Source organism: Mesorhizobium sp. LSHC420B00 (genome assembly GCF_000503055.1).
In the GTDB taxonomy this organism is placed as follows: Bacteria; Pseudomonadota; Alphaproteobacteria; order Rhizobiales; family Rhizobiaceae; genus Mesorhizobium.
Genome location: NZ_AYVY01000049.1, coordinates 14533 through 34760 on the forward strand (window position 1 = coordinate 14533; position 20228 = coordinate 34760).

General features: G+C 63.3%; 22 protein-coding genes and 2 pseudogenes. 11 read left to right on the plus strand and 13 right to left on the minus strand.

All coding sequences use genetic code 11. The features are described from left to right. Positions 1–111: 111 nt before the first annotated feature. On the minus strand, positions 112–1269 hold the full coding sequence (locus X760_RS72185; RefSeq protein WP_031195363.1) for a sulfite oxidase: 1158 nt from the start codon (positions 1267–1269) through the stop codon (positions 112–114). Positions 1270–1809: 540 nt separating this feature from the next. Here X760_RS72185 and X760_RS72190 point away from each other — a divergent pair. From X760_RS72190 to X760_RS72200, 3 genes are all read left to right on the plus strand, one after another. After that, on the plus strand, positions 1810–2442 hold the full coding sequence (locus tag X760_RS72190; RefSeq protein WP_031195365.1) for a DUF1326 domain-containing protein: 633 nt from the start codon (positions 1810–1812) through the stop codon (positions 2440–2442). A gap of 8 nt (positions 2443–2450) precedes the next feature. Next, positions 2451–3329 carry a DUF2182 domain-containing protein gene (locus X760_RS72195; RefSeq protein WP_023722934.1) on the plus strand — a complete coding sequence of 293 codons (879 nt, stop codon included), beginning with the start codon at positions 2451–2453 and terminating at the stop codon, positions 3327–3329. 158 nt (positions 3330–3487) lie between these two features. Further along, positions 3488–5005, plus strand: coding sequence for an FAD-dependent oxidoreductase (locus X760_RS72200; RefSeq protein WP_031195366.1), 1518 nt, complete (start codon positions 3488–3490; stop codon positions 5003–5005). 25 nt (positions 5006–5030) lie between these two features. Here the strand turns inward: X760_RS72200 and dinB are convergent, their stop codons facing one another. The 3 genes from dinB to X760_RS72215 all read right to left on the minus strand — a co-directional run bounded on the left by dinB (position 5031) and on the right by X760_RS72215 (position 7565). Next, a complete protein-coding gene (gene dinB, locus X760_RS72205) occupies positions 5031–6272 on the minus strand; it encodes a DNA polymerase IV (protein WP_023722936.1) in 1242 nt (413 codons plus the stop codon). A 402-nt stretch (positions 6273–6674) separates the two neighbouring features. Then, complete coding sequence (locus X760_RS72210) at positions 6675–7133, minus strand: GNAT family N-acetyltransferase (RefSeq protein ID WP_023722937.1); 459 nt, start codon at positions 7131–7133, stop codon at positions 6675–6677. Positions 7134–7202: 69 nt separating this feature from the next. Continuing rightward, positions 7203–7565, minus strand: coding sequence for a hypothetical protein (locus X760_RS72215; RefSeq protein WP_031195368.1), 363 nt, complete (start codon positions 7563–7565; stop codon positions 7203–7205). 185 nt (positions 7566–7750) lie between these two features. Between X760_RS72215 and X760_RS72220 the strand changes: the two genes are divergently transcribed. After that, positions 7751–8047: a hypothetical protein gene (locus X760_RS72220; protein ID WP_031195369.1), complete on the plus strand. Its 297-nt coding sequence runs from the start codon at positions 7751–7753 to the stop codon at positions 8045–8047. 222 nt (positions 8048–8269) lie between these two features. On the opposite strand, the gene X760_RS72225 is transcribed toward X760_RS72220, so the two are convergent. Continuing rightward, positions 8270–8965, minus strand: coding sequence for a helix-turn-helix transcriptional regulator (locus X760_RS72225; RefSeq protein WP_023722940.1), 696 nt, complete (start codon positions 8963–8965; stop codon positions 8270–8272). A gap of 208 nt (positions 8966–9173) precedes the next feature. Here X760_RS72225 and X760_RS0140375 point away from each other — a divergent pair, with 208 nt between their 5' ends. The 3 genes from X760_RS0140375 to X760_RS72235 all read left to right on the plus strand — a co-directional run bounded on the left by X760_RS0140375 (position 9174) and on the right by X760_RS72235 (position 10795). Beyond that, entirely contained in the window at positions 9174–9413 is a 240-nt protein-coding gene (locus X760_RS0140375) for a hypothetical protein (RefSeq protein WP_245278786.1), read from the plus strand. Positions 9414–9480: 67 nt separating this feature from the next. Beyond that, on the plus strand, positions 9481–10131 hold the full coding sequence (locus X760_RS72230) for a hypothetical protein (RefSeq protein WP_023722942.1): 651 nt from the start codon (positions 9481–9483) through the stop codon (positions 10129–10131). Between the two features lie 58 nt (positions 10132–10189). Continuing rightward, positions 10190–10795 carry a DUF6456 domain-containing protein gene (locus X760_RS72235; RefSeq protein WP_023722943.1) on the plus strand — a complete coding sequence of 202 codons (606 nt, stop codon included), beginning with the start codon at positions 10190–10192 and terminating at the stop codon, positions 10793–10795. A gap of 44 nt (positions 10796–10839) precedes the next feature. On the opposite strand, the gene X760_RS72240 is transcribed toward X760_RS72235, so the two are convergent. Then, a complete protein-coding gene (locus X760_RS72240; protein WP_023722944.1) occupies positions 10840–11142 on the minus strand; it encodes a hypothetical protein in 303 nt (100 codons plus the stop codon). Between the two features lie 243 nt (positions 11143–11385). Beyond that, positions 11386–11703, minus strand: a complete 318-nt coding sequence (locus X760_RS72245) for a hypothetical protein (protein WP_031195373.1) — start codon at positions 11701–11703, stop codon at positions 11386–11388. A 218-nt stretch (positions 11704–11921) separates the two neighbouring features. On the opposite strand from X760_RS72245, the gene X760_RS0140380 reads away from it, so the two are divergent. Then, positions 11922–12200 (plus strand): hypothetical protein, encoded by a 279-nt coding sequence (locus X760_RS0140380; protein WP_031195375.1) that lies wholly within the window; start codon positions 11922–11924, stop codon positions 12198–12200. 251 nt (positions 12201–12451) lie between these two features. Here X760_RS0140380 and X760_RS72250 read toward each other — a convergent pair whose 3' ends face one another. Both X760_RS72250 and X760_RS72255 read right to left on the minus strand, forming a co-directional pair. Beyond that, positions 12452–14419 (minus strand): acyltransferase family protein, encoded by a 1968-nt coding sequence (locus X760_RS72250; protein ID WP_031195376.1) that lies wholly within the window; start codon positions 14417–14419, stop codon positions 12452–12454. Positions 14420–14617: 198 nt separating this feature from the next. Beyond that, positions 14618–14839: an alkylphosphonate utilization protein gene (locus tag X760_RS72255; protein WP_023722948.1), complete on the minus strand. Its 222-nt coding sequence runs from the start codon at positions 14837–14839 to the stop codon at positions 14618–14620. A 166-nt stretch (positions 14840–15005) separates the two neighbouring features. On the opposite strand from X760_RS72255, the gene X760_RS72260 reads away from it, so the two are divergent. Next, on the plus strand, positions 15006–15359 hold the full coding sequence (locus X760_RS72260) for a cupin domain-containing protein (RefSeq protein ID WP_023722949.1): 354 nt from the start codon (positions 15006–15008) through the stop codon (positions 15357–15359). A 103-nt stretch (positions 15360–15462) separates the two neighbouring features. Here X760_RS72260 and X760_RS72265 read toward each other — a convergent pair whose 3' ends face one another. Continuing rightward, positions 15463–15756, minus strand: a complete 294-nt coding sequence (locus X760_RS72265; protein WP_031195378.1) for a hypothetical protein — start codon at positions 15754–15756, stop codon at positions 15463–15465. A gap of 63 nt (positions 15757–15819) precedes the next feature. On the opposite strand from X760_RS72265, the gene X760_RS76965 reads away from it, so the two are divergent. After that, positions 15820–15960, plus strand: coding sequence for a hypothetical protein (locus X760_RS76965; RefSeq protein ID WP_156948361.1), 141 nt, complete (start codon positions 15820–15822; stop codon positions 15958–15960). A 98-nt stretch (positions 15961–16058) separates the two neighbouring features. Beyond that, positions 16059–18034, plus strand: a pseudogene (locus X760_RS72270) (AI-2E family transporter). 133 nt (positions 18035–18167) lie between these two features. Here the strand turns inward: X760_RS72270 and X760_RS72275 are convergent. From X760_RS72275 to X760_RS72285, 3 genes and pseudogenes are all read right to left on the minus strand, one after another. Next, positions 18168–19056, minus strand: a pseudogene (locus X760_RS72275) (phosphatidate cytidylyltransferase). Positions 19057–19078: 22 nt separating this feature from the next. Beyond that, positions 19079–19741, minus strand: a complete 663-nt coding sequence (locus X760_RS72280; protein WP_023722954.1) for a lysophospholipid acyltransferase family protein — start codon at positions 19739–19741, stop codon at positions 19079–19081. A gap of 8 nt (positions 19742–19749) precedes the next feature. Beyond that, a partial coding sequence (locus X760_RS72285; RefSeq protein WP_023722955.1) for a hypothetical protein occupies positions 19750–20228 on the minus strand: 479 nt, incomplete at its 5' end.

Genomic DNA, 20228 nt, shown 5'->3' on the forward strand with positions numbered 1-20228 from the left:
CAGCAAGTTCTTAGACTGGTTCCGGTTCTCTGGAACCGGTAACCCGCTCTAACTATCTGTTTTGCCGCATTTATGCGGACGCCAAATGATTCCATTTGGCTGCAAAATGCGCTAGCCGATACGCACGCGGCGCGTCACCTGGCCATTGCTTTCCCAGTATGTGTGTTTCTTGGCAATCAAGGGATCGTCCATCGCCGGTTGAATTTGTCCCGTGGTGCTGACCGCGCGCGAGGTCACCGTGTGTTCTCCAGGAGAGGGATTTGCCCAATCCAGGGACCAAATTTTCCAGGCGTGTTCTGCCTCCTCACTGTGGTCAATGGTCGCTGGTGCCCAAGGCCCCTGATCGATTTGCACTTCGACCCGTTCGATCGGCGCCCCCCAGCCTGCTCCAATGATGGAGTAATCTGAATCTTTCCGGGTAACCTTCGCGGGCGCGGACTTTATCAGCGCTCGCCCGACCGAAGTCTCGGCCCATACGGTCTCGCCGTTGTGGTCCTCCTCCCGGATGGTGACATAGTCACGGGCCATCAGAAGGCTCATGAACCGCGTATCGCGAACCTCGATGCGTTTTAGCCACTTGACGTTGGCGATCCCGTACCAGCCTGGAGCAATGAGCCGTACCGGGAAGCCATTGGCCGCCGGCAAGGCGGCTCCATTCATTTCATAGCAGAGGAGATTGTCGGGGTTCATCGCGTCGGCGAGCGACATGCTACGAGCGAAGTTCTGCTTCATTTTTACGTCGCGTATCGGGATCTCGCCTGTGTCGGTACCGAAAAAGACGACCTCGATGCCCTTCTCCAGAACACCGGCTTCCTCGAGGATCGGGGCGAGCGGCGTCCCTGCCCAACGGGCATTGCCGATGCCGCCGGTGAAAAAGGGAAACCCGTGATTGCCCGAGCACTCCACTGTGAAAACGACCTCCTGCCGCGGTCGCGCCCTGATGTCGGCGAGCGTTAACTCCAAGGGCTTCTTGACCAGGCCTCCGATCTCCATCGACCATGTCTTCTCGTCGATCGTTGGTCGGTTGAAATGCGAGATGCTGAAGAACTTGTCGTTTGGCGTTATCCAGCTGTCCAAATCCTCCCAGACAAGCTGCTTCTGGATACCCACCGGATCGGGATTTTCGGCCGGCTGATCCAGCCACGGAATAACTTCCTCGCTCGGCCGTGTTGGAAAAGCGTAAGCCCGACGCGAGGTATAGAGAGCAGCAATTGCGGCAAGAGCCGCGCTTCCTTGAACAAGAAGTTCTCTGCGCTGAAAATCAGGCATGTTGTTTACCTCCCAGTTGATCCGGAACGGGCTGCAACGTGCCTTAGGCCGTAGCCTGATCACGGATAGGCGACACAATGTGAGGTCTGCCCATCCGGAAGTATCCGGATAGGTCAGACAATCACCGACGCAAGTCAGGCATGTGAAGCGTTGGACGAAACTCTGGCTCGCGTTTCGCATGCCAAGAGTGCGCCTTTGAGAAGGAAGTGTCCACAACTTGGACGGGACATGATGATGATTGCGGCATTCCATGCCGATTTCCGGTCCTGCCAAATCCTTGCTGCTCGGATCGCTGCCGAACGCCCCTTCTGGGGTCATTTCCGGACCTTGGCGGGTTGCGCTCGGAAACGCTTGTTTCGACCCACGTCTGCCGTTCCGATATCGCCCCGCCATCTCCGGGGGGTATGTTCACCCAAATTCGACAAGAAACCGCATTGGCCTGCCGCCTCTTGTCGCGATCACTCTTGGCGCCACAGGATGGCGGCACGGCCGGCGCAGGTGTATGATGATGGTCTAATACTTCGCATCAGGGAGGACAGCATGACGTCTTGGGAAATCAAGGGACGGGAACTCGTCAATTGCACCTGCGAATATGGCTGCAACTGTCAATTCAATGCGCTGCCCGACAAAGGCCATTGCCATGCGGTGGCGGGCATCCAGATTGACGAAGGTCATCATGGCGAAACCGCTCTCGACGGCCTGCGGATCGCCGCGATCTTCAAATGGCCTGGCGCGATCCACGAAGGCAATGGCGAAGCCATCGCTTTCGTCGACGAGAATGCAACCGACCGGCAGCGTCAAGCGCTGCTGCGCATCATGACCGGCCAGGACACCGACCCGTTCGCGACGATGTTCGCCGTCTACGCCTCAACCGTGACAAAAATGAATGAGCCGGTTTTCACCAAGATCGATCTCGACCTCGATATCGACGGCCGCACGGGCCGCATCTTCGTCAAGGACTACATCGAAACGGTCGGCGAACCAATTCGCAACAAGGTGACGGGCGCGGACTCGCGCGCTCAGATCGTGTTGCCGAACGGCTTCGAATATGCGGTCGCCGAGATCGGCAGCGCTTCAAGCACAACCAGCGGGCCGGTTCAGGTGAATATGAAGGACAGTTACGGCCAGTTCGCCCGGCTGCATCTCAACAATCACGGGGTGGTGCGGGCCTGACGCGCCGCATGGACGGTGGGTCGCCACTGGAACGGCTGCTCAGACGCGACCGCGTCATCACGATTGCGGGCGTGGCGGCGCTGTGCCTGCTGGGCTGGCTTTATATCGTCGCCGGTGCAGGGCTCGGCATGAATGCGTGGGAGATGACGAGGGTCGCGCTATTCCCCCACCAGCAAACCGCCGACATGACCTCCGATATGTCTGGCATGGACATGCCCGGCATGGACATGAGCGCAATGGCCACGGCGACGGAACCGCGGGTCTGGGGGGCGGCGAACTGGGCGCTGATGATCGCCATGTGGTGGGTCATGATGATCGCCATGATGTCTCCGAGCGCGGCGCCGACTGTCCTGCTCTATGCGCGCGTGCATCGCCATGCGCTCGCACAAGGGCAGATCCAGGACAAGCTCGCGCCCACCGGCGTATTCATGGCAGGCTATCTCCTGGTCTGGCTGGGGTTCTCCGTCGCGGCAGCTGCGTTGCATTGGCTGCTCGAACGCGAGGCATTCGTTACCGCGGCGACGATGAGTTCGCAGAGCCGCTGGCTTTCAGGCATCGTCCTGATCGCCGCGGGCCTGTATCAGCTCTCGCCGCTCAAGAACGCCTGCCTGTCGCATTGCAGGAAGCCGACGGCGTTCCTTTCCCGCCACTGGCGTCCCCACACACTTGGCGCGCTGCGTTTGGGCGCGCTGCACGGGGCGTTCTGTGTCGGATGCTGCTGGATGCTGATGGCGTTATTGTTCGTGGGTGGCATCATGAACCTGGTGTGGGTTGCCGGGCTCGCCATTCTGGTGCTGGTTGAAAAGGCGTTTCCTGCCGGCCAGTGGGTCGGCCGGGCAGCCGGCATCGCCCTGATCGCCTGGGGCAGCGCAACGCTTTTGGTGTGACGGCCACGTAAAGTGCATCGCACCGCCCCAGCCAGGCCGGCTCACAACGCGTCGGGGCGGACCGGCGGTGACGTCAAGCTTACGCAGGCATTCAGGCGTCAAGGAACTTTGAATCCTGGCGTCCGTTTATCCGAATGTCGGGTATGAAGGGCTCCGCCATGAATGTCGGCGACGAAAGGACTGTATCCGTTTGGGCGAGAACCGAAGTCGCGCCTGATGCGGTTCCGCTCGAGCGGAGTGAACAGGTCGATGTCGTGGTCGTCGGATCTGGCATTGTCGGACTGTCGGTCGCCTACGAACTGGCCATCGCCGGGCAAAAGGTGGCGGTGCTCGATCGCGGCCGGATCGGAAGCGGCATGACGGCCCGCACCACCGCGCACCTGTCATCGATCTGCGATGACTATTTTTCGGAACTGATCAAATTGCGCGGCGAGGAACTGGCGCGGATTTACTATCAAAGCCAGTCGGCCGCTATTGACCGTATCCAATCGATCCTGGAGGCGGAGGGTATCGCGTGTGATTTCCGCCGCCTCGACGGTTTTCTGTTTCCGGCGTCGGGCAGGAAGGAATCCGTCATCGAGCGCGAACTGGACGCCGCCCGGAAAATCGGTGTCGACGTCGAGAAAACCGTGGGCGTGCCGCTTGCAGGCTTTTCGGATGCACCGATCCTTCGCTACGCCAATCAGGCGACATTTCACCCGCTCAAATATCTCCGCGGGCTGGCTGCCGGCATCCGCGCGCGCGGCGGCGCGCTTTATGCGGAGACCATCGTCGACAAAGTTGAGGAGACCGACGGCGTGCGCGTAAGCACGGTCTCGGGCTTTGCCGTGTCTGCCAAATCGGCCGTTGTCGCCACCAACTCGCCGATCAACGATCGGGTCGCGCTCCATACCAAGCAAGCGCCCTATCGGACCTACGCGATGTCGTTCGAGATCGCGCGCGACGTTTTGCCGGATGCACTCTATTGGGACACGCTGGACCCCTATCACTACGTTCGTCTGCAGCCTGGCGAAGGCGAGACCGACTTTCTGATCGTCGGTGGTGAAGACCATAAGACAGGGCAGGCCGACGACGCCGACCACCGCTTCACGGCCCTGGCGGCCTGGATCAAAAAATTGGTGCCCGATATCGGCGCGGAAGCCAATCGATGGTCCGGGCAGGTGATGGAGACCGTCGATTATGCCGGATTCATCGGCCGCAATCCCGGTGATCGGCGAGTCTTCGTTGCTACCGGCGATTCCGGCCAGGGCATCACCCATGGGGTCGTGGCCGGCCTGTTGATTTCGGACCTGATCCTGAAGCGGCAAAGCCCCTGGCGGGAACTTTACGAACCCTCCCGCAAGACGGTACGGGCGATCGGCGATTATCTAGCGGAGAATGCGACAGCGATCAGGAGTTTTGCCGAGTATGTCGCGCCTGGTGAAATCGATTCCGCCGACAAGCTGCGGCCGGGGCAGGGCGCTATCGTGCGCGAAGGTCTTACCAAAGTCGCGGCTTTTCGCGACGAGGACGGCACGCTCTACAAACGCTCGGCCGCATGTACCCATGTCGGCTGCCACGTTCATTGGAACTCGCTGGAACGCTGCTGGGACTGCCCCTGCCACGGCTCGCATTTTGCCGTCGATGGCACGGCCTTGAACGGGCCGGCAGTATCGCCCCTGGCTCCTGTCGGATAGTCTTTTTTCGCCCCGGCCGCGCAGCTCACAGCTCCTTTTCGGCGAGCTCGCGAAACGCGTCGGGAACCGACCGCTGTAGGCCTAGCGCGACCGAGGCGTAGCCGACCGCCTCCCAGCCGAAGCGGTCGCGGATCTTGTCGACGGCGCGATCTGCGGTCCAGCGCGCCGCGCCCCTGCTGGTGCCCGGGCGGCGGCGGTCGTCGGCGAGCCCGAGCGGCAGTTCCAGTTGCAGGCCGGCATGCTGCTCCAGATGCGATACAGCGATCGCCAGCAGCGAGATTGTCTTTTCGTGCGGATGGTCGATGAGCACCTTGCGCACCAGCGCCTCGGCGATCTCGGCCAGCATGGCGGTTGCCGAAATCGGCTGGTCGAGCGTGATCGAGCGCGTCACCGAGCGCAGGTCGGCAAAGCGGACACGAACCGTCACCGTGCGGCCGGGGCGGGATTTCGCCCGCAATCTGGTGGCGACCCTATCGGCCAGATGCAGCAAAGCCGGCACGAAGACTTCCTCGTCGGCCGGCTTCCTGCCGAGCGCCGATTGCGCGCCCGCCGAGCGCGCCCGGCGCTGCGTCTCCAGCTTGCGCGGATCGCGGTTCCACGCCAGCGCGTTGAGTTTTTCTCCCGCCGCCGGCCCGAGCAGGCGCTCCAGCGCGCCATTGTTGGTCTTCGCCAGCTCGCCGATGGTGTTGACGCCGATGCCGGCCAGCCGCTCCCTGGTGACCGGGCCGACACCCCACATCAGCTCGACCGGCAGGTGGTGCAGGAACTCCAGCTCGTGGCGCGGATCGACCACCACCAGCCCATCGGGTTTTGCGACCTGTGAGGCGATCTTGGCCAGATGCTTGGTGCGGGCTACGCCGACCGAGATCGGCAGGCCGAGCTCGGCCCGCACGCGGTGGCGGATCTTGCCGGCGATCTCGGCCGGCGAGCCGAACAGGTGGGTGCAGCCGGCGACGTCGGCAAAGGCCTCGTCGATGGAAATTCGCTCGACCACCGGCGTGAAATCGCCCAGCACCTTGATTGCCGCATCGCCCAGCCGCTGATAGTCCTTGAAATGGCCGCCGACGAAAATGAGTTGCGGGCAGAGTTCCCGCGCCCGCCGTCCCGGCATGCCGCCGCGCACGCCGAACGCCTTGGCTTCATAGGATGCGGCGAGCACTACCCCGCCGCCGACGGCAATCGGCTTGCCGCGCAAGGCCGGGTCGAGCAGTTGTTCGACCGAGGCATAGAAGGCATCCAGATCCGCGTGGAGGATGTTGGCTTCCATCCGGCCCGTTCGCCCGCGGCGGTTCGAACGCCGCCTTGTCTAGAGTTTTGATGAGAACATAAAGAGAACATTGTGGGCGGATTGTCAAGCGGCGCGGAGGGCAGGTGAAGGGCAATTGTTTCAGTTTGGCGCCCTCTGTCTGCCTGCGTTCCAGCGTTGGTGGTTGGCGAAAGTCGAAGCAACATCCAATCTCCCCCCTTGCGGGGGAGATGTCCGGCAGGACAGAGGGGGGTGGGACGGATCGCCAACTTCGACTTCAGTTGTTGCCAACTCGAATCAGCCTGGGGGTTTGGCTCCGATTGGTTGACAGGTCGGAGGGACAGCACCCCCCTCTGCCCTGCCGGGCATCTCCCCGCAAGGGGGGAGATCGGCAGCTTCGCCGACGGCGCCTGCTGCAGCGACCTACAGCGCCATCTTGTAGCCGAGATGGCTGGCGGTGAAACCGAGGCGCTCGTAGAAGGTGTGCGCTTCCCGTCGACTGTTGTCCGTGGTGAGCTGAATGAGGCTGCAGCCGCGCGAACGGCACGCTTCAATCGCCCATTCGATCATCAGCTTGCCGACGCCGCGAGAGCGCCATTGCCGGGCGACGCGAACGCCTTCGATCTGGCCGCGCCAGGCGCCTTTCCTCGAAATGCCTGGAAGGAAGCTGAGTTGCAGCGTTCCGACCAATTGCCCGGCCTCGACGGCCACGGCCAGCAACTGGTTGGGATCGGCATCGATCGCGCTGAAGGCATCGAGATAGGATGGCGCGAGCGGCGTGGACGGGTCTTCCCGGTCTGCGCCGAGCGCATCGTCGGCAAGCATTGCAACGATCGCCGGCAGGTCGGGCGCCTGGGCACGACGGAATTCGATCTCGCTCATCGCGCGGAGACATACGGCGCAGTGTTGGCGATCGCAATATTCGTTTTGACTGCAAGGGGGCGCGCGTCTTCAGGCGGCCTCCAACGCCCAGAGGCGATAGCCGTAGCGGCGGAAGAAGCGGGCGAAGAGGCGCTGCTGCCTGGCGCGGGCGAGGTCGGCGCTGCGCCTTTCCTGTCGCCAGTGCGGCATGTTGCGGAACATCGACAGGAAGCGGGCGGCGTCCTCGATCGCCTCCTCGGCCGACTGCGCCGGGCGGATCGCCGCCAGGAACAAAGCGCGGCTCGGCTTCATCCGGTCGATCGCCGCCTTGCGCTGGCGATGGCCCTGGCGCGCCGTGCGGATGCCGTCCTGGCGGATGGCCGCGAAGGCGGCAAGCATGGCCGGACTGTCGCCGGCATAACCGCAGGCCTGGGCGAACTGGGCGAGGTCCATCGTCACTCCCTTGCATTCGGTGGACGGAGCGGCCGCGGCTGCGCCGATTCCAGCTTGCATGGCATAGAAGCATAACTCAAATAAATGAACAAGTGAAACTTTCACGTTGGTGTAAGCGGAACCGACTCGACTCCGCCTCGAAAACCGATAATGTGAACAAAGCAGGAACAACTATGGGGATGGCCATGGCATTAGCGGGCAAGGAAGCGACGATCGCCGATGTCGTCTCGATTGCCGTCGAGTGCATCGATTGCGGCCGCAACAGGTGGTGGAAGCCGGCCGAGCTCAAGCGGCATGGGGTGAGGCCGGAGACACCGCTATCAGCACTTTCCGGGCGCCTGATCTGCAAGGCCTGCCGGGCCGACGGCCTGCCGGGCGCCGCCGTTTCGATCCAGGCTGCCTTCATCGACGACCGGCAGCGGGCCCGCGCCGAGGCGCGCCTGCTCAACGGTCGAGAGCTGGAGCAATCGAGGCGGGCTTGAGGGGGAGGGCGTGCTGCTCTTCCCTTCTCCCCTTGTGGGAGAAGGTGGCCGAGCGAAGATCGGTCGGATGAGGGGTGTTGGACGGATCGCTACCTTGATGGCGTAAGTGCTTAAAATCGCGTCTACATTTCCTCCGCCGCGTTCCTTCCAGCACCCTCATCCGGCTCGGCGCTGTGCGCCGATCCACCTTCTCCCACAAGGGGAGAAGGCAACAAGCGCCCGTCAATACCCCAGCAGTTCCTTGAGCGGGATGACGCGGAAGACGTTCTTGATGGCGTAGCGGTTGAAGGTCAGCGTCTTGGGCGGATTGTATTGCTCGACGATCAGCTCGGCGGCGGTGCGCTTGACCAGCTTCTTGATGAAGGCCTTGCCGTTTTGCTCGTTCTCCTCGGGCAGCGTCTCGATCACCACATGGTCGCCGGGCACGGCCTCGCGGCCGCCGCAATAGATCATCTCGCCGGGCTCGTAGCGCGGCACCATCGAATCGCTCAGCACGTGCAGCGCAAACACGTTGCGCAGATGCCGGATCCCCGGCGGCCGCTGGACATAGCCGGCCGGCTGGCCGTTGAAGGTGAAGTCGCCATCGTCGCCGCCGACGGCGGTGCCGAGAAGCTGGATGTCCATCGGCCCGGCGGGCAGGGGGCCGGGATCGGTGACGATCTCGGCATCGGCAACCGGCCCGGCATCTTCGAGGAAGACGACCTCGCCCTTGCCGAGCGCCACCGGGTCGACGCGCAGGAACGCGGCGGTCTTCAAAAGGTTCTCGGTCTTGGGCAGGTTGCGCCCGGTTTCCCAATTGCCGACGGCAGCGACGTCGGTGTCGTTGTGCTCGGCAATGTGGCGCATCACCAGGCCGCGCTGCTTGCGCGCCCGGCGGATCGCCGCCCCGACCTTGATCGACAGTGCAGTTTTCACCATGGCTCCATCTGAGGCACAAGATTCGGTTTCGTCTATGCAAGAATCACTTGCATTACGGATTGAGTTATGCTCTTATGCGGCCATGCACAAGTCGCTCCGCCAGCTTTCGGTCCTCGAATCCGCCCTTCAGCGCCAAGGAGGCGGCCGCGGCAGTCATGTGCCAACCTTTTCGCCTTCGTCCTGGCTGTCCTCCTCCCCGGCCGGGACGATGCCCGAGGCTCGCGCCTCGGATCCGGCAGCGCAAGCGGCCGGAACGGCCGGAGCCGTTCCCCTCACGGCTCCGGCCACGAATTGCCTGCCGGCCGGCAATGCGGATGCCGCAGTTTCCTGCATCCGCACCGAAGACGGCACGGTCATCGCCTTCGACAAGCGGGCGGGCAAGGCAGTCTCCGGCGCAACAAGGCAGGCGGCCGGGATGAAGCTCGATAGCAGGCCACGCGAGGGCTGACCGGCTTTCGAGCCTGAGGCCGGCGAAGCCGGCGCCACACAACCACCTTTGCAGGGAATAAAACGTCATGGCCGCCCGCTATTCCGCCTCCGAATTGGAACAAATCGAGAACTGGCTGATGAGTGGGCTGTCGGCCGCGAAGATCGCCGCCCGGCTGAGTGCGCAGCGCGGCCGCCCGGCCTCGCGCGCGGCGATCATCGGCATCGTCCACCGCACCGCCCGTCTGCACGCCATCGGCCTTGCCAGATCCAAGGGCTGGTGTAGCGGACGGTCGGGCGGCCGGCATGGAAAATCGGCGCCAGAGCCGTCGAACCCCGCCGGCCAGGCAGGGGCAGTACCGGCCGAGCACCACTGCCGCCCGGCAAGGCTGTNCCGCCCGGCAAGGCTGTCGGCCAGGCTGGCGCCGCCGGCCTGGCAGCCGGGTCCGGTTCGGATCACGGGGTCCGATGGCGAGCCGCTCGAAATGCCGGCGCCGCGCCCGATCGCCGCCGGCGGCCGCCAGCCGCACTTCGTCGCCATGCGCTTCATCGATTGCCTGTTCGACCGCTGCCGCGCGCCGCTCGACACGACGCCGCAGGAGGATGCGGGAAACGACGCCCCCGGCAGCCGCCCCGGTTTGGACATGCTGTGCTGCGGGCTGCGCACAAGGCCTTCGAAAAGCTACTGCGCCTATCACGCGGCGCGCTTCCTGCGCACGCTGCCGGCCAAAGCTATTTGAGCCCCGCTGGATACGGAAATTCGCCATAGCCCGACGACAGACCAGGAGGACAGAGCCGATGAGCAACAAAACCGCCCAAAAGACCAAAGCCAGGCTATCGCGATTGCCGAAGGGCGAGGCCGAGCAGGTGCGCATCCGCAAGGAGATCGGCCATGATTTCGCGCTGCAGGACGACCGGTTCGGCCGCAAGCGGCTGGCCAAGGGAACGCAGGAGGCGGCGCGCCTCTATGAGGTTTCCAATGACGGCCACACCGCGACCGGCGGCATCGTGCGGGTGCGCAATGTCGACCCGCTGACCGGCCTCACCTCGTTGTCGCGCCAGCAACGCGAGGCAGGCATGCGCTACCGCCAGGATTTCCGCAACTCGTCGGAGGCAAGCGCCAAGCCGATGGCCTGGGCCGAGCGCGTCGACGGCGGCCGCACTGGCAGCGGTGTCGCCGATCACATCCTGTCCGCCGGCCGCGACCATGCCGAGGCCACGAGGGCGCTTGCCCATTGGGAGATCGCCGGCATCGTGCAAAAGGTCTGCTGTGCCGACGCAACGGTGAAGAGCCTGGCCGAACAGGCCGGCGAGCCGCGCGACGTGGTGGTGAAACTACTCAAGATCGGGCTCGACATTTTGGCCGTGCACTACGGCATGATGCTGATGCGCAAGCCGCGGTGAGGAGCTCCACCGATCCGGCCGGCACTGCCGGCCGGATCGATCCGTCAACGACGGCAGACACGGATTCTTTCGATAACCCGGTGGTGATGACGCCAGTGCTTGACGACTTCCGTGTGGCAGCGCCGGTGATACCGGTAGCGTGGCCTGTAGTCCTCGTCATAGACGTCATAGCGGTAACGGGGGACGTACTCATCGTCGTAATCGGAATACCGATGATGGCGATAATAATAGTCGTCGTCATAGCCGTTGCCGATGCCGATCGTGACACTACCGCCGGCATTGGCCGGGCCGATCACGGCAGCCGCCGAGGCGATGGCGATCACCGAGGCAAGCAGGAGCTTCTTCATAGCTACCTCCTTCTTTAACGTCCCTCTAATAGAAAAACCCCCGAGGGGCAGGCTCGTTCCACAAATTTGCAAGATGCCACGAACCGAGAGCCCCAAATTAGCGCCGGCGGGGGCGAAAACGCGTCTGGCTGTGCGCCAGGGTGGGGCCGCCGACGCAAGCCCCGAGCGGGTTGTGGTCCGCGCCCTATGTATCCCGTCAAACAGCGACAAATTGGCCAGCGCCAGTCCCGTCACCTTGCCGATCTACAGAACATGGCCCAGTTCCAGCAAAACGAAAGCCGTCGCGCCCAGCACAGCGAGGGCGTAGGCCGCATAAAGAACAAGCAGCATCACCTCAAAGTCCCGGACGAAACTTGCGGCAATCCTGGTCTCCTGAGGTTCCGCTTTCTCGATGCCGTCGGTTTCCAGCTGCTCCGTTGCCACGACGAGGCAGACGATCCTGTCGTTTTCGGCCGCCTGTAATATTCGTTCGGTCAAATCGACGGCAATCACTGGATCATCGGCCAACTGATCTCGCGATAGCCAGCTTTCAGTGACAGTCTGGATTTCACGCTTTTTCACGCATGCATAATTGCGCCAACTAAATTAGGTTCCACTAAAATACATGGAATGCATCGACCCAATCGCGATGTGATGAGGCGTGGCCCTCCTGGGCGGCGAACTCCCGCCTGAGGCCCGCATTTGCCGACCGTCGAGGCGAATCTCGATCCGCATCCTCCGATCAAAGGGCGCCGGCTTCTTCATAGGCTGCTACGGTGCGCCATTGCTGGTAGGTCGCAATGCCAAAGCAGCCAAACTCTCATATCGCGAACGCAGCGCCGACGTCTTCAGTGCCGACCGGTTATGACGAAGATCGCATGCTTACTTACATCAGGCTGCTCGACGCGTCGGCTGAAGGGACCGATTGGCGTGAGGTCGCCCGCATCGTTCTGCACATTGATCCGGAGCAGGAGCCGGACAGGGCTTTCCGGGCGTGGGCGACACATCTGGCGCGTGCACGATGGATAACCAGGAAGCGGAACGAGTTGCGCCAATTGCATGATGAGTGGTGGGGATGAGCACCATCTAAGCGGAACCGCCATCCCGGTCTGGCCGTTGAGGGAGGAGGCCAACATGGAAAAGCGACCAATGACTTCTTGGCGAGCCAATACTTTCGAGCTGTGCTGCCTTCTTGCAGTTCCGCTGTCGCTTATCCTTACGGTTTTCCTGGCGGGTCTCATCCTTAGCTAACCCCGCATGGTTGCCGTGTCGGTCAACGTGGCACCAAAGCCCGCCTGAAGGATTTCGGAGGGAAAGGCTGCCGGCGCCGTTACTTCACAGCCGCTGCCATCACATCCGAAAACAGCGCCCGCTCCACCGCCGGCTCCAGCGTCTCGGCAAAAGGCGTTGCCAGATGGTGGCGGTCGCGGAAGGCGAGTTTGCCGTCGATGAAGACGTGGCAGGTGGTCTGGTCGCAGAAGCGGTCGGTCATGTCGATATAGCTGGCGTTGGGTGTCGAGCGCACGATGTCGCGCTCGATCGTGGCGATGTCGTCATTTGCCGCCATGATCCTCGGCGTATCGCATGTCGCGGGCGTCTGTCCCCGCCACAGCGCCCGCGCCACGCATTTGTCGGCGTAGCTTGCATTGTAGGGCACGTCCCTGATGACCGCGACCTTGATGCCGGCCTGGCTGAATGCTTGAAGCGTCCAGGTCAGGCCCGTCCGCCACTGCTCTTGCCAATCGGCGTGCTTCAACTCCTCGGGCGATTCCTTGATCACATTGCCGATCGAGAATTCCGAGATCACCACCAGTTGCGGATTGAGCGCGATGATGTCCTTGACCGACTGCTGGCGCCATTGGTCGCACTCGGTGTAGTCGCGCTTCAGCCGCCAATTCCAGGTCGTCACCCGCGAAGCCCGGCAGGAGGATTTGAGAAAGGTGACGACGCGAAAGTTGTTCTTCTCGGCCGCCTTGATCAGCGGCGTCGACCAATGGTCGGCATGCGAGTCGCCGAACAGCACGACCGAGCGCTGGGCGTCCTTGCGGCCGAACATGCAGGGTTTCGGCTTGACGGTCTCGAAATCGAGCACGCAGCCGCCGTCGCTCGCGCGCACGGTGGAGAGCTGCGCGGCGCTGTCGGCGATGACGTGCTGTTCGGGGCTGAGATTGTGCTCGGCAAAGCGCGCATTGCCATAGGCCGCGACCACGCCGGCGCCGGTCAGCGCGACGGCGGGCACCAGCGCCCGCGCCGCTCCGGCCATCAGCCAGCCGTTGCGGCGGATCGGGTTCTCGATGAAATGATAGGTGAACATCGACAGAAGCAGCGTCAGCGCCGCGCAGGCAAGCCGGTCAAGCGTGGACAGGTTGGGAACCATCATCGCCGCATAGACGATGACCGGCCAATGCCAGAGGTAGAGCGAATAGGAAAGCCGGCCCAGCCATTGCAGGGGCGCCAGCGCCAGCACGGCGCTTGGCAGGTTGCGGCCGCTGCCGCTGAGCAGCAGCAGCACGGTGCCGGCGACAGGCGCCAGCGCATTCACCCCGGGAAAGGGCGAGTCTTCGTCCAGCATCAGATAGGCCCACGCGATCAGCGCCAGCCCGAGGCATGCCTGGAGGGTGGCCAGCAGCGGCCGGTCGCGCCAGATCCTTGCTGGCGCCATGGTGGCGAGGCCGCCGGCGGCGAATTCCCAGGCCCTGAGCGGCGAGAAGTAAAAGGCCCAAGGCTGCGACACTTCGGTCAGCCAGGCGCAGGCGGCGAAGGAGGCTAGGCCTGCGACGCCGATGACGATTATAGCGGTGCGCTTGCCTGGGCGCAGCCATGCGGCGGCAAGAAGCAGCGCCGGCCATGCCAGGTAGAACTGTTCCTCGACCGAGAGCGACCAGAAGTGGATGAAAGGGTTGTTGGTGGCGTCGGCGGCGAAATAGTCAAACGACCAGCGGATCAGCCAGAGGTTGATCATGTAGGCGGAGGCGAACATGGCGCCTTTCGAATAGAGCGCCTGTTCCTCCGGCGACAGGATGAAATAACCCGCGAACAGCGTGGCGAGGATGACGAACAGTGCCGCCGGCAACAGGCGCCGGGCGCGCCGGGCGTAGAAGCGCCAGAGATTCAGCCGCCCGGTTTCGGTGATTTCCGTAACCAGGTGTTTTGTAATCAGGTAGCCGGAGATGACGAAGAAGATGTCGACGCCGGCAAAGCCGCCGGGCAGACCGGAGAGACCAAAATGAAAGGCAATGACACCCGCCACCGCCAGCGCGCGCAGCCCTTCGATGTCAGGCCGAAATGATGCCGACACAGTCACCTCGTGCAAGGAATACCCACCTCGCAGAGGCTCGACCCGATGCGGTGATATTGCAATGCAACAAATCTAACGCAGTGCAACATAGGGGGAGGGCGCGGCTCCTCCAACTCCTGGCGTGGGCGATTCACTCACATGAGCGGTTCAGTCATGAGAGCGATTGATATTGAAGCGAAGCGAAGGGTGCCGAGGCAATCACGCCTTTTTCAAAAACTCGGTCTTCAGCACCAGGCCCTTTACCTGCCTGGTGCTGCATTCGATCTCGCCGGGATTGCCGGTGAGGCGAATGTTCTTCACCAGCATGCCGCGCTTGATCGTCTCCGAGGTGCCTTTGACCTTGAGATCCTTGATCAGGGTCACGGAGTCGCCCTCGTGCAGCGCCGTGCCATTGCTGTCTCTTACGATCGTGTCCGTCATGGCAGGTCTTTCGCGGGGCTCCGGTGCGGAGGTGGTTGGGCCAGTCCCCGGCCTATCCCACGGTTGGCGGGGAGGTCAAGCGGCCGGGTCAAGCCGCGTTGCCGGGGTCAGGTGCATCAGCTATTGACCGGCAGCCATCCCGGCACAATTCAAGACGGAGCCGACCATGACAGACAAGACCATCCTCAAATTCGGCGCCGTCGAGAACGCCGAGACCGGCGATCTCGCGGGATGGGTCGTGGTCGAAGGCGAGCCGACCATGAAGACCGCCGTCCAGCACATTACCGAGGACGGCAAGGTCATGTCGGGGACCTGGCAGGCGAGCCCGGGCACCTATCACGCGACCTACAGCGACTATGAGTTCGTGCACATGATAGCCGGCCGTATCGTCATCACGCCCGACGGCGGCGCGCCTGTCGAAGTCGGCCCCGGCGATGCCTTCGTGGTGGAAGCCGATTTCAAGGGGACGTGGAAGATCATCGAGCCGGTGACCAAGCACTTCGTCGTCAGGATCGGCTGACGCCGAATAGTGCGATTGACGTTTGCGCCCGACTGAACCGAAGGTCCCAAAATGAAGATGGCGGGCATCTGCCCGCCACTGCGATTGTGCTGAACCGACCTGCCTAGTTGGCGCCGCCGAGTTGCTTGGTCATCTTGCAGAAATCGTCATGCTCCGTGGCAATGGCCTCGTCGCCGCATTCCTTCATCATCATCGCCTGGTCCTCTTTGGACATGGCCATCCATGCGGTCTTGAATTCGGCTGCCGGCTTCATGGTCTTCATGCCGGCATCGGTGAAGAAGGGCGACATTTTCTGCGGATCGTCGAGCGCCGAAGTGCCAGTGGCACCGGCGGCAAGCGCTGCGCCGGTCATCATTGAAAGCGCCATCGCGCCCATGCAAAGCATCTTGATGTTCATGATCATTCCTCCTGAGCTGCTGCTTTGAGGTTGTCCATCAGCGATCTACGAAGGAACGGCGTTTTGACCCAAAAGTTCCAGGTTCTGGCGCAAGCATGGAACAGGATTGCTGGTGCCGCCATTTATGCAAAAAATTCTACCGTGACGGAGCTGCCGCGCTGCCGGCAGCAAGCCAAACGACGGCAAATCAAAGCTTCGCTGTAGGAGAGGCTGCGAAGTTGCACGCCGGCTCAATATGCCCGATCATGGCAATGGCGGGGCGGAGGTATCAAGTGGCGGCAAATAGTCGAAACGGCGCGCACCTGTCGGAGACCCGGCGGGCGAGCATTGTTTCCGCGGCCAGGGCGCTTCCGCGCACATCGTTGCCCAGCGTAGCGTCGGTCGTGACGGCCGTCGCGGCGCTCTATTTCGGGCGCGAGGTCTTTCTGCCGATCGCAATCGCCCTGCTGCTTACCTTTGCGCTTGTGCCGATGGTGTCGGCACTCAAGCGAGCCGGCATTCCGCGTCTTCCTGCCGTGATCGCCAGCGTGCTCGGCGCATTCACGGCGCTGGCGCTGTTCTCCTTCATAGTCGCCACACAGGTCAGTGAACTGGCGCAGAACATCCCGCTTTACCAGGCGAATATCCTGACCAAGGTCCGGTCGCTCAAGGAAACCGGCGTCGGCGGAGGCATCGTTTCCAGATTGAGCCGGGTGATCGAACGCGTCGGCCAGGAACTCGACAGACCGGAACCCGCGCAACCCGCCGCCGATCAGCCTCCGCGGGAGCCGATCCCGGTCGAAATCGTCGCGCGCGAACGACCGCTCGAGGTTCTCCAGAATCTGATCGGCCCGCTGCTGAGCCCGCTGGCATCGGCCGGACTGATCGTCGTGGTGGTCATATTCATGCTGCTCGAGCGGGAGGACCTGCGCGATCGCTTCATACGCCTCGTCGGCTACGGCGATCTGCATCGAACCACCGAGGCGCTGCAGGATGCCGGCAAGCGCGTCGGCCGCTATCTNGCTATCTGCTCATGCAATTGGTCGTGAACATCGTCTATGCCGTTCCGATTGCAATCGGACTTTGGCTGCTGGGCATACCCAATCCATTGCTGTGGGGTTTGCTGGCGCTGGCGCTGCGCTTCGTTCCCTATATCGGCCCGGTTATCGCGACGCTGCTGCCTCTGTTCCTGGCGCTGGCCGTGGCGCCCGGCTGGTCGCTCGTGCTATGGACCGCCGGGCTTTTCGCGGTGGTGGAACTGATCACCGGCAACGTGATCGAACCCTGGCTCTACGGCTCGCGCACCGGGCTGTCGCCGTTGGCTATTATCGTTGCGGCGATCTTCTGGACCTGGCTCTGGGGGCCATTGGGCCTCGTTCTGTCGACGCCGCTCACGGTCTGCCTCGTCGTGCTCGGCCGACATGTGCCGCAGTTCGAATTCCTCGACGTTCTGTTCGGCAACGAACCGGTGCTCGAACCGCACGCCCGGCTTTACCAGCGGCTGCTGGCCGGCGATCCCGAGGAAGCGACGGACCATGCCGAGGAGATGCTGGAGGAAGAATATCTCGTCGAGTTCTACGACAAGGTCGCGATTCCCGCACTTCTGCTCGGCGAGCAGGACCGTGTGCGTGGTGTGTTGAGCGATGAGCAAAGACAGCAGGTCGCGGGCAGCGCGCTGACGATGGTGGCGAACCTCGACGACAGCGCGCAGGAGGAGGCGGAAGCGGGCGACACTGCCGCGGCCGAGGACAACGGCTCACACGAGGACAAGCAGGTTCAGGGGGAGGTTCAGGGCGGGGACGACACCGAACTACCGGATGGCACGGGCATGTCGGTGCTGTGCGCCGGAGGGCGCGGCGAACTCGACGACGCGGCTGCCGCCATGCTCGCACAGGTGCTCGAAGTCCAGGGCGCCACGGTGTTGAGAGCGAGCTTCGCCGATATGGAACCGGGGAGCATTCGCCGCCTTGAGCTCGACGCTATCGATACCGCCGTCGTCGGATTTTTGAACCGGAATTCCGTCAAGCACGGCCGGTTCCTGGTCCGTCGGCTGAAACGCGCCAAACCAAGGTTGCGGGTGGGTATCGTGTTGTGGTCGGAACCCGACAGTGACAACCAGGAGGCAGCCGCCAAATTGGCCAATGAGATCAACGCTGATTTCGTCGCACACGGAATGGTCGGTGCGGTGCTCGGTGCGTTGTCCAGCAATCCGCCGGTGGCGCTGAAGACCACCGCCAAACGCCGCATGCGCCGCCTGGCGCCGGCGCGCAAGAAAGAGCCGCTCGCCGCGGCAAAATGAGCGCGGCCAACGACCGCGGCAGTGGTGTTATTACCGTTTTCGCGAAAACGGTAATTAGCGAAACGGATCAGGTGTCTTCGCAAGGATTGCGCTGAACCGTCCGGACGGTGCCGCGGCAAAGGGTGCGTACCCCTCACACCGTCCAGAAATAGCGCACGGTATGGAAGAACACCGGGGCGGCGAAGACCAGGCTGTCGGCACGGTCCATCATGCCGCCATGGCCTTCGATCAGGTGGCCCCAGTCCTTGACGCCCTGATCGCGCTTGATGGCGGAGGCGACCAGCCCGCCGAAGAATCCCATCAGGCAGGCGACCAGAGCGACGCCGGCCGCCTGCAGCGGCGAAAACGGCGTCAGGAACGACAGCAGCGCGCCGAGCAGGCTCGACGCCGCCAGCCCGCCGACCAGTCCCTCCCAGGTCTTCGACGGCGAGACCGTCGGCGCCAGGAGGTGGCGGCCGAACAGTTTGCCGAAGATATATTGCAGCACGTCGCTGCCTTGCACGGTGACGATCAGGAAGGCGATCAGCAACAGGTTGCGGCCTTCGAAACCGGGTACTTCGAGTGTTAGCAGCGCCGGCACGTGGCTGACGCAGTAGACCGAGATCATGACCGCCCATTGCTGCGCCGAGACGCGCTCGAGAAAGCGTTCGGTGTCGCCGTGCAGTGCGGTGNAGCCCGTACCAGGCGGTCCACACCAGCCAGTACTGGAACGGGATGACGATGCCGAACATGCCGAGCAGCACCCAGTGGTCGCTGCGGCGGCTGTGTGTCAGCGTCACGAATTCGCGCAGGGCGGCGAAGGAAATCAGCGCGAACAGGATGGTCATGCCGGGGCGGCCGAAGAAGAAGGCAACGGTGATCGCCACCACCATCACCCACCAGGCATTGATGCGCTGGGTGAGGTTGACCAGCGTCGGCGACAACGGTTTTGGCGCGCGCCATGACAAGACGCCGGCGACGACGCTGGCGCTGATCAGCACCGCCAGCAGGCCGACAATCAGAATGAGGGTTTCGTGCATCATCGGCAGCATTTTGCCTTGGTTCTCAATCGTCTCGCTGCGGCCGGGGGTTCAGCGCCAGCAGCGTTTCGCGGGCGCGGTCGAGAAAGGCGCGGCGTTCCTCACCCGGTTGAATAGCGATCGGCGCGCCGAAGACGACACGGCAAAGCAGCGGCACCGGCACGAATTGCCCCTTGGGCAGCACCCGCGACATGTTCTCAATCCAGCACGGGATGAGTTCGACATCGGGCCGCGCCATCGACAGATTGTAGAGGCCGGAGCGGAACGGCAGCAGCGGTTCGTCGGTCATGTTGCGCGTGCCTTCGGGAAACAGGATCAGCGAATGGCCCTGATCGAGCACTGACAGCATGATCGAGATCGGGTGCTGCGTTTCATCCGTCCACTGCCGGTGGATCAGCACGGAAGACAGCATGTCCTCGGCAATGAAACGGCGCAGCCGCGTCTTGCCCCAATAATCGGCGGCGGCCACCGCATGGGTACTGGCGCGTTCCTTCTCGCTGAGGCAGGCCGACAGCAGGATGAAATCGCCGTGGCTGGCATGGTTGGCGAAGTAGATGCGCTGCCGGTCCGATGGCTGGCTGCCGTTCCAGATCGGCCGCACGCCGGTGACCGCCCAGGCCAGCGCCGACAGGCCGACCGAGGTCACCGTCTGCAGCAAGGTATAGGTGCTGACACGAAGCTTTGACATGTACGGGCTCAAAAGAATGCCGCGACGACCGAGGCCGCCGCGAACAGGCCGAACGTGATACGCTGCTTGGCAAGCAGGCGGCGCGTGCCGGCTATCCGCTGGTCGAGCGAGCGGCCGCCGGCCGCCGTGGGTTTCAGCCGCATGCGCGCCAGCACATCGTCGACCGCGGCACCGCCGCCTGCCTCGCTGGCGTGGCTGGCCATCAGCCGGAACAGCAGCGCGTCGAACAAAAGCAGGGCCGAGAGAATGATTGTGGCTATGGCACCCGCTGCGGCGATCAGCCAGGCTACCGCCGACAGCGACGATGTTTGCGGCACTGCCGCCAGGCCGACGACCGGCGCCGCCAGCAAGGCAGCGGCAACCAGCAGCAGCGGCCATGCCACCTGCACCATCAGCCCGGCGGCGAACGTCTCGGCCCTATCTCGAAAGGCGGTCATGCCGGTGCGTCCACGCCAAGATGCACCGGCCGGCCCGCGGCGGCGAGCTT

What these genes read in the sequence shown, in the direction of transcription:
- X760_RS0140380 (WP_031195375.1), top strand. Translation starts at nt 11,922, where the DNA reads ATGCCAAAGCAGCCAAACTCTCATATCGCGAACGCAGCGCCGACGTCT.
- X760_RS0140375 (WP_245278786.1), top strand. Translation starts at nt 9,174, where the DNA reads ATGCCCGAGGCTCGCGCCTCGGATCCGGCAGCGCAAGCGGCCGGAACG.
- X760_RS72255 (WP_023722948.1), bottom strand. Translation starts at nt 14,839, where the DNA reads ATGACGGACACGATCGTAAGAGACAGCAATGGCACGGCGCTGCACGAG.
- X760_RS72265 (WP_031195378.1), bottom strand. Translation starts at nt 15,756, where the DNA reads ATGAACATCAAGATGCTTTGCATGGGCGCGATGGCGCTTTCAATGATG.
- X760_RS72220 (WP_031195369.1), top strand. Translation starts at nt 7,751, where the DNA reads ATGGCATTAGCGGGCAAGGAAGCGACGATCGCCGATGTCGTCTCGATT.
- X760_RS72280 (WP_023722954.1), bottom strand. Translation starts at nt 19,741, where the DNA reads ATGTCAAAGCTTCGTGTCAGCACCTATACCTTGCTGCAGACGGTGACC.
- X760_RS72210 (WP_023722937.1), bottom strand. Translation starts at nt 7,133, where the DNA reads ATGAGCGAGATCGAATTCCGTCGTGCCCAGGCGCCCGACCTGCCGGCG.
- X760_RS72235 (WP_023722943.1), top strand. Translation starts at nt 10,190, where the DNA reads ATGAGCAACAAAACCGCCCAAAAGACCAAAGCCAGGCTATCGCGATTG.
- dinB (WP_023722936.1), bottom strand. Translation starts at nt 6,272, where the DNA reads ATGGAAGCCAACATCCTCCACGCGGATCTGGATGCCTTCTATGCCTCG.
- X760_RS72240 (WP_023722944.1), bottom strand. Translation starts at nt 11,142, where the DNA reads ATGAAGAAGCTCCTGCTTGCCTCGGTGATCGCCATCGCCTCGGCGGCT.
- X760_RS72190 (WP_031195365.1), top strand. Translation starts at nt 1,810, where the DNA reads ATGACGTCTTGGGAAATCAAGGGACGGGAACTCGTCAATTGCACCTGC.
- X760_RS72185 (WP_031195363.1), bottom strand. Translation starts at nt 1,269, where the DNA reads ATGCCTGATTTTCAGCGCAGAGAACTTCTTGTTCAAGGAAGCGCGGCT.
- X760_RS72260 (WP_023722949.1), top strand. Translation starts at nt 15,006, where the DNA reads ATGACAGACAAGACCATCCTCAAATTCGGCGCCGTCGAGAACGCCGAG.
- X760_RS72225 (WP_023722940.1), bottom strand. Translation starts at nt 8,965, where the DNA reads ATGGTGAAAACTGCACTGTCGATCAAGGTCGGGGCGGCGATCCGCCGG.
- X760_RS72215 (WP_031195368.1), bottom strand. Translation starts at nt 7,565, where the DNA reads ATGGACCTCGCCCAGTTCGCCCAGGCCTGCGGTTATGCCGGCGACAGT.
- X760_RS72200 (WP_031195366.1), top strand. Translation starts at nt 3,488, where the DNA reads ATGAATGTCGGCGACGAAAGGACTGTATCCGTTTGGGCGAGAACCGAA.
- X760_RS72195 (WP_023722934.1), top strand. Translation starts at nt 2,451, where the DNA reads ATGGACGGTGGGTCGCCACTGGAACGGCTGCTCAGACGCGACCGCGTC.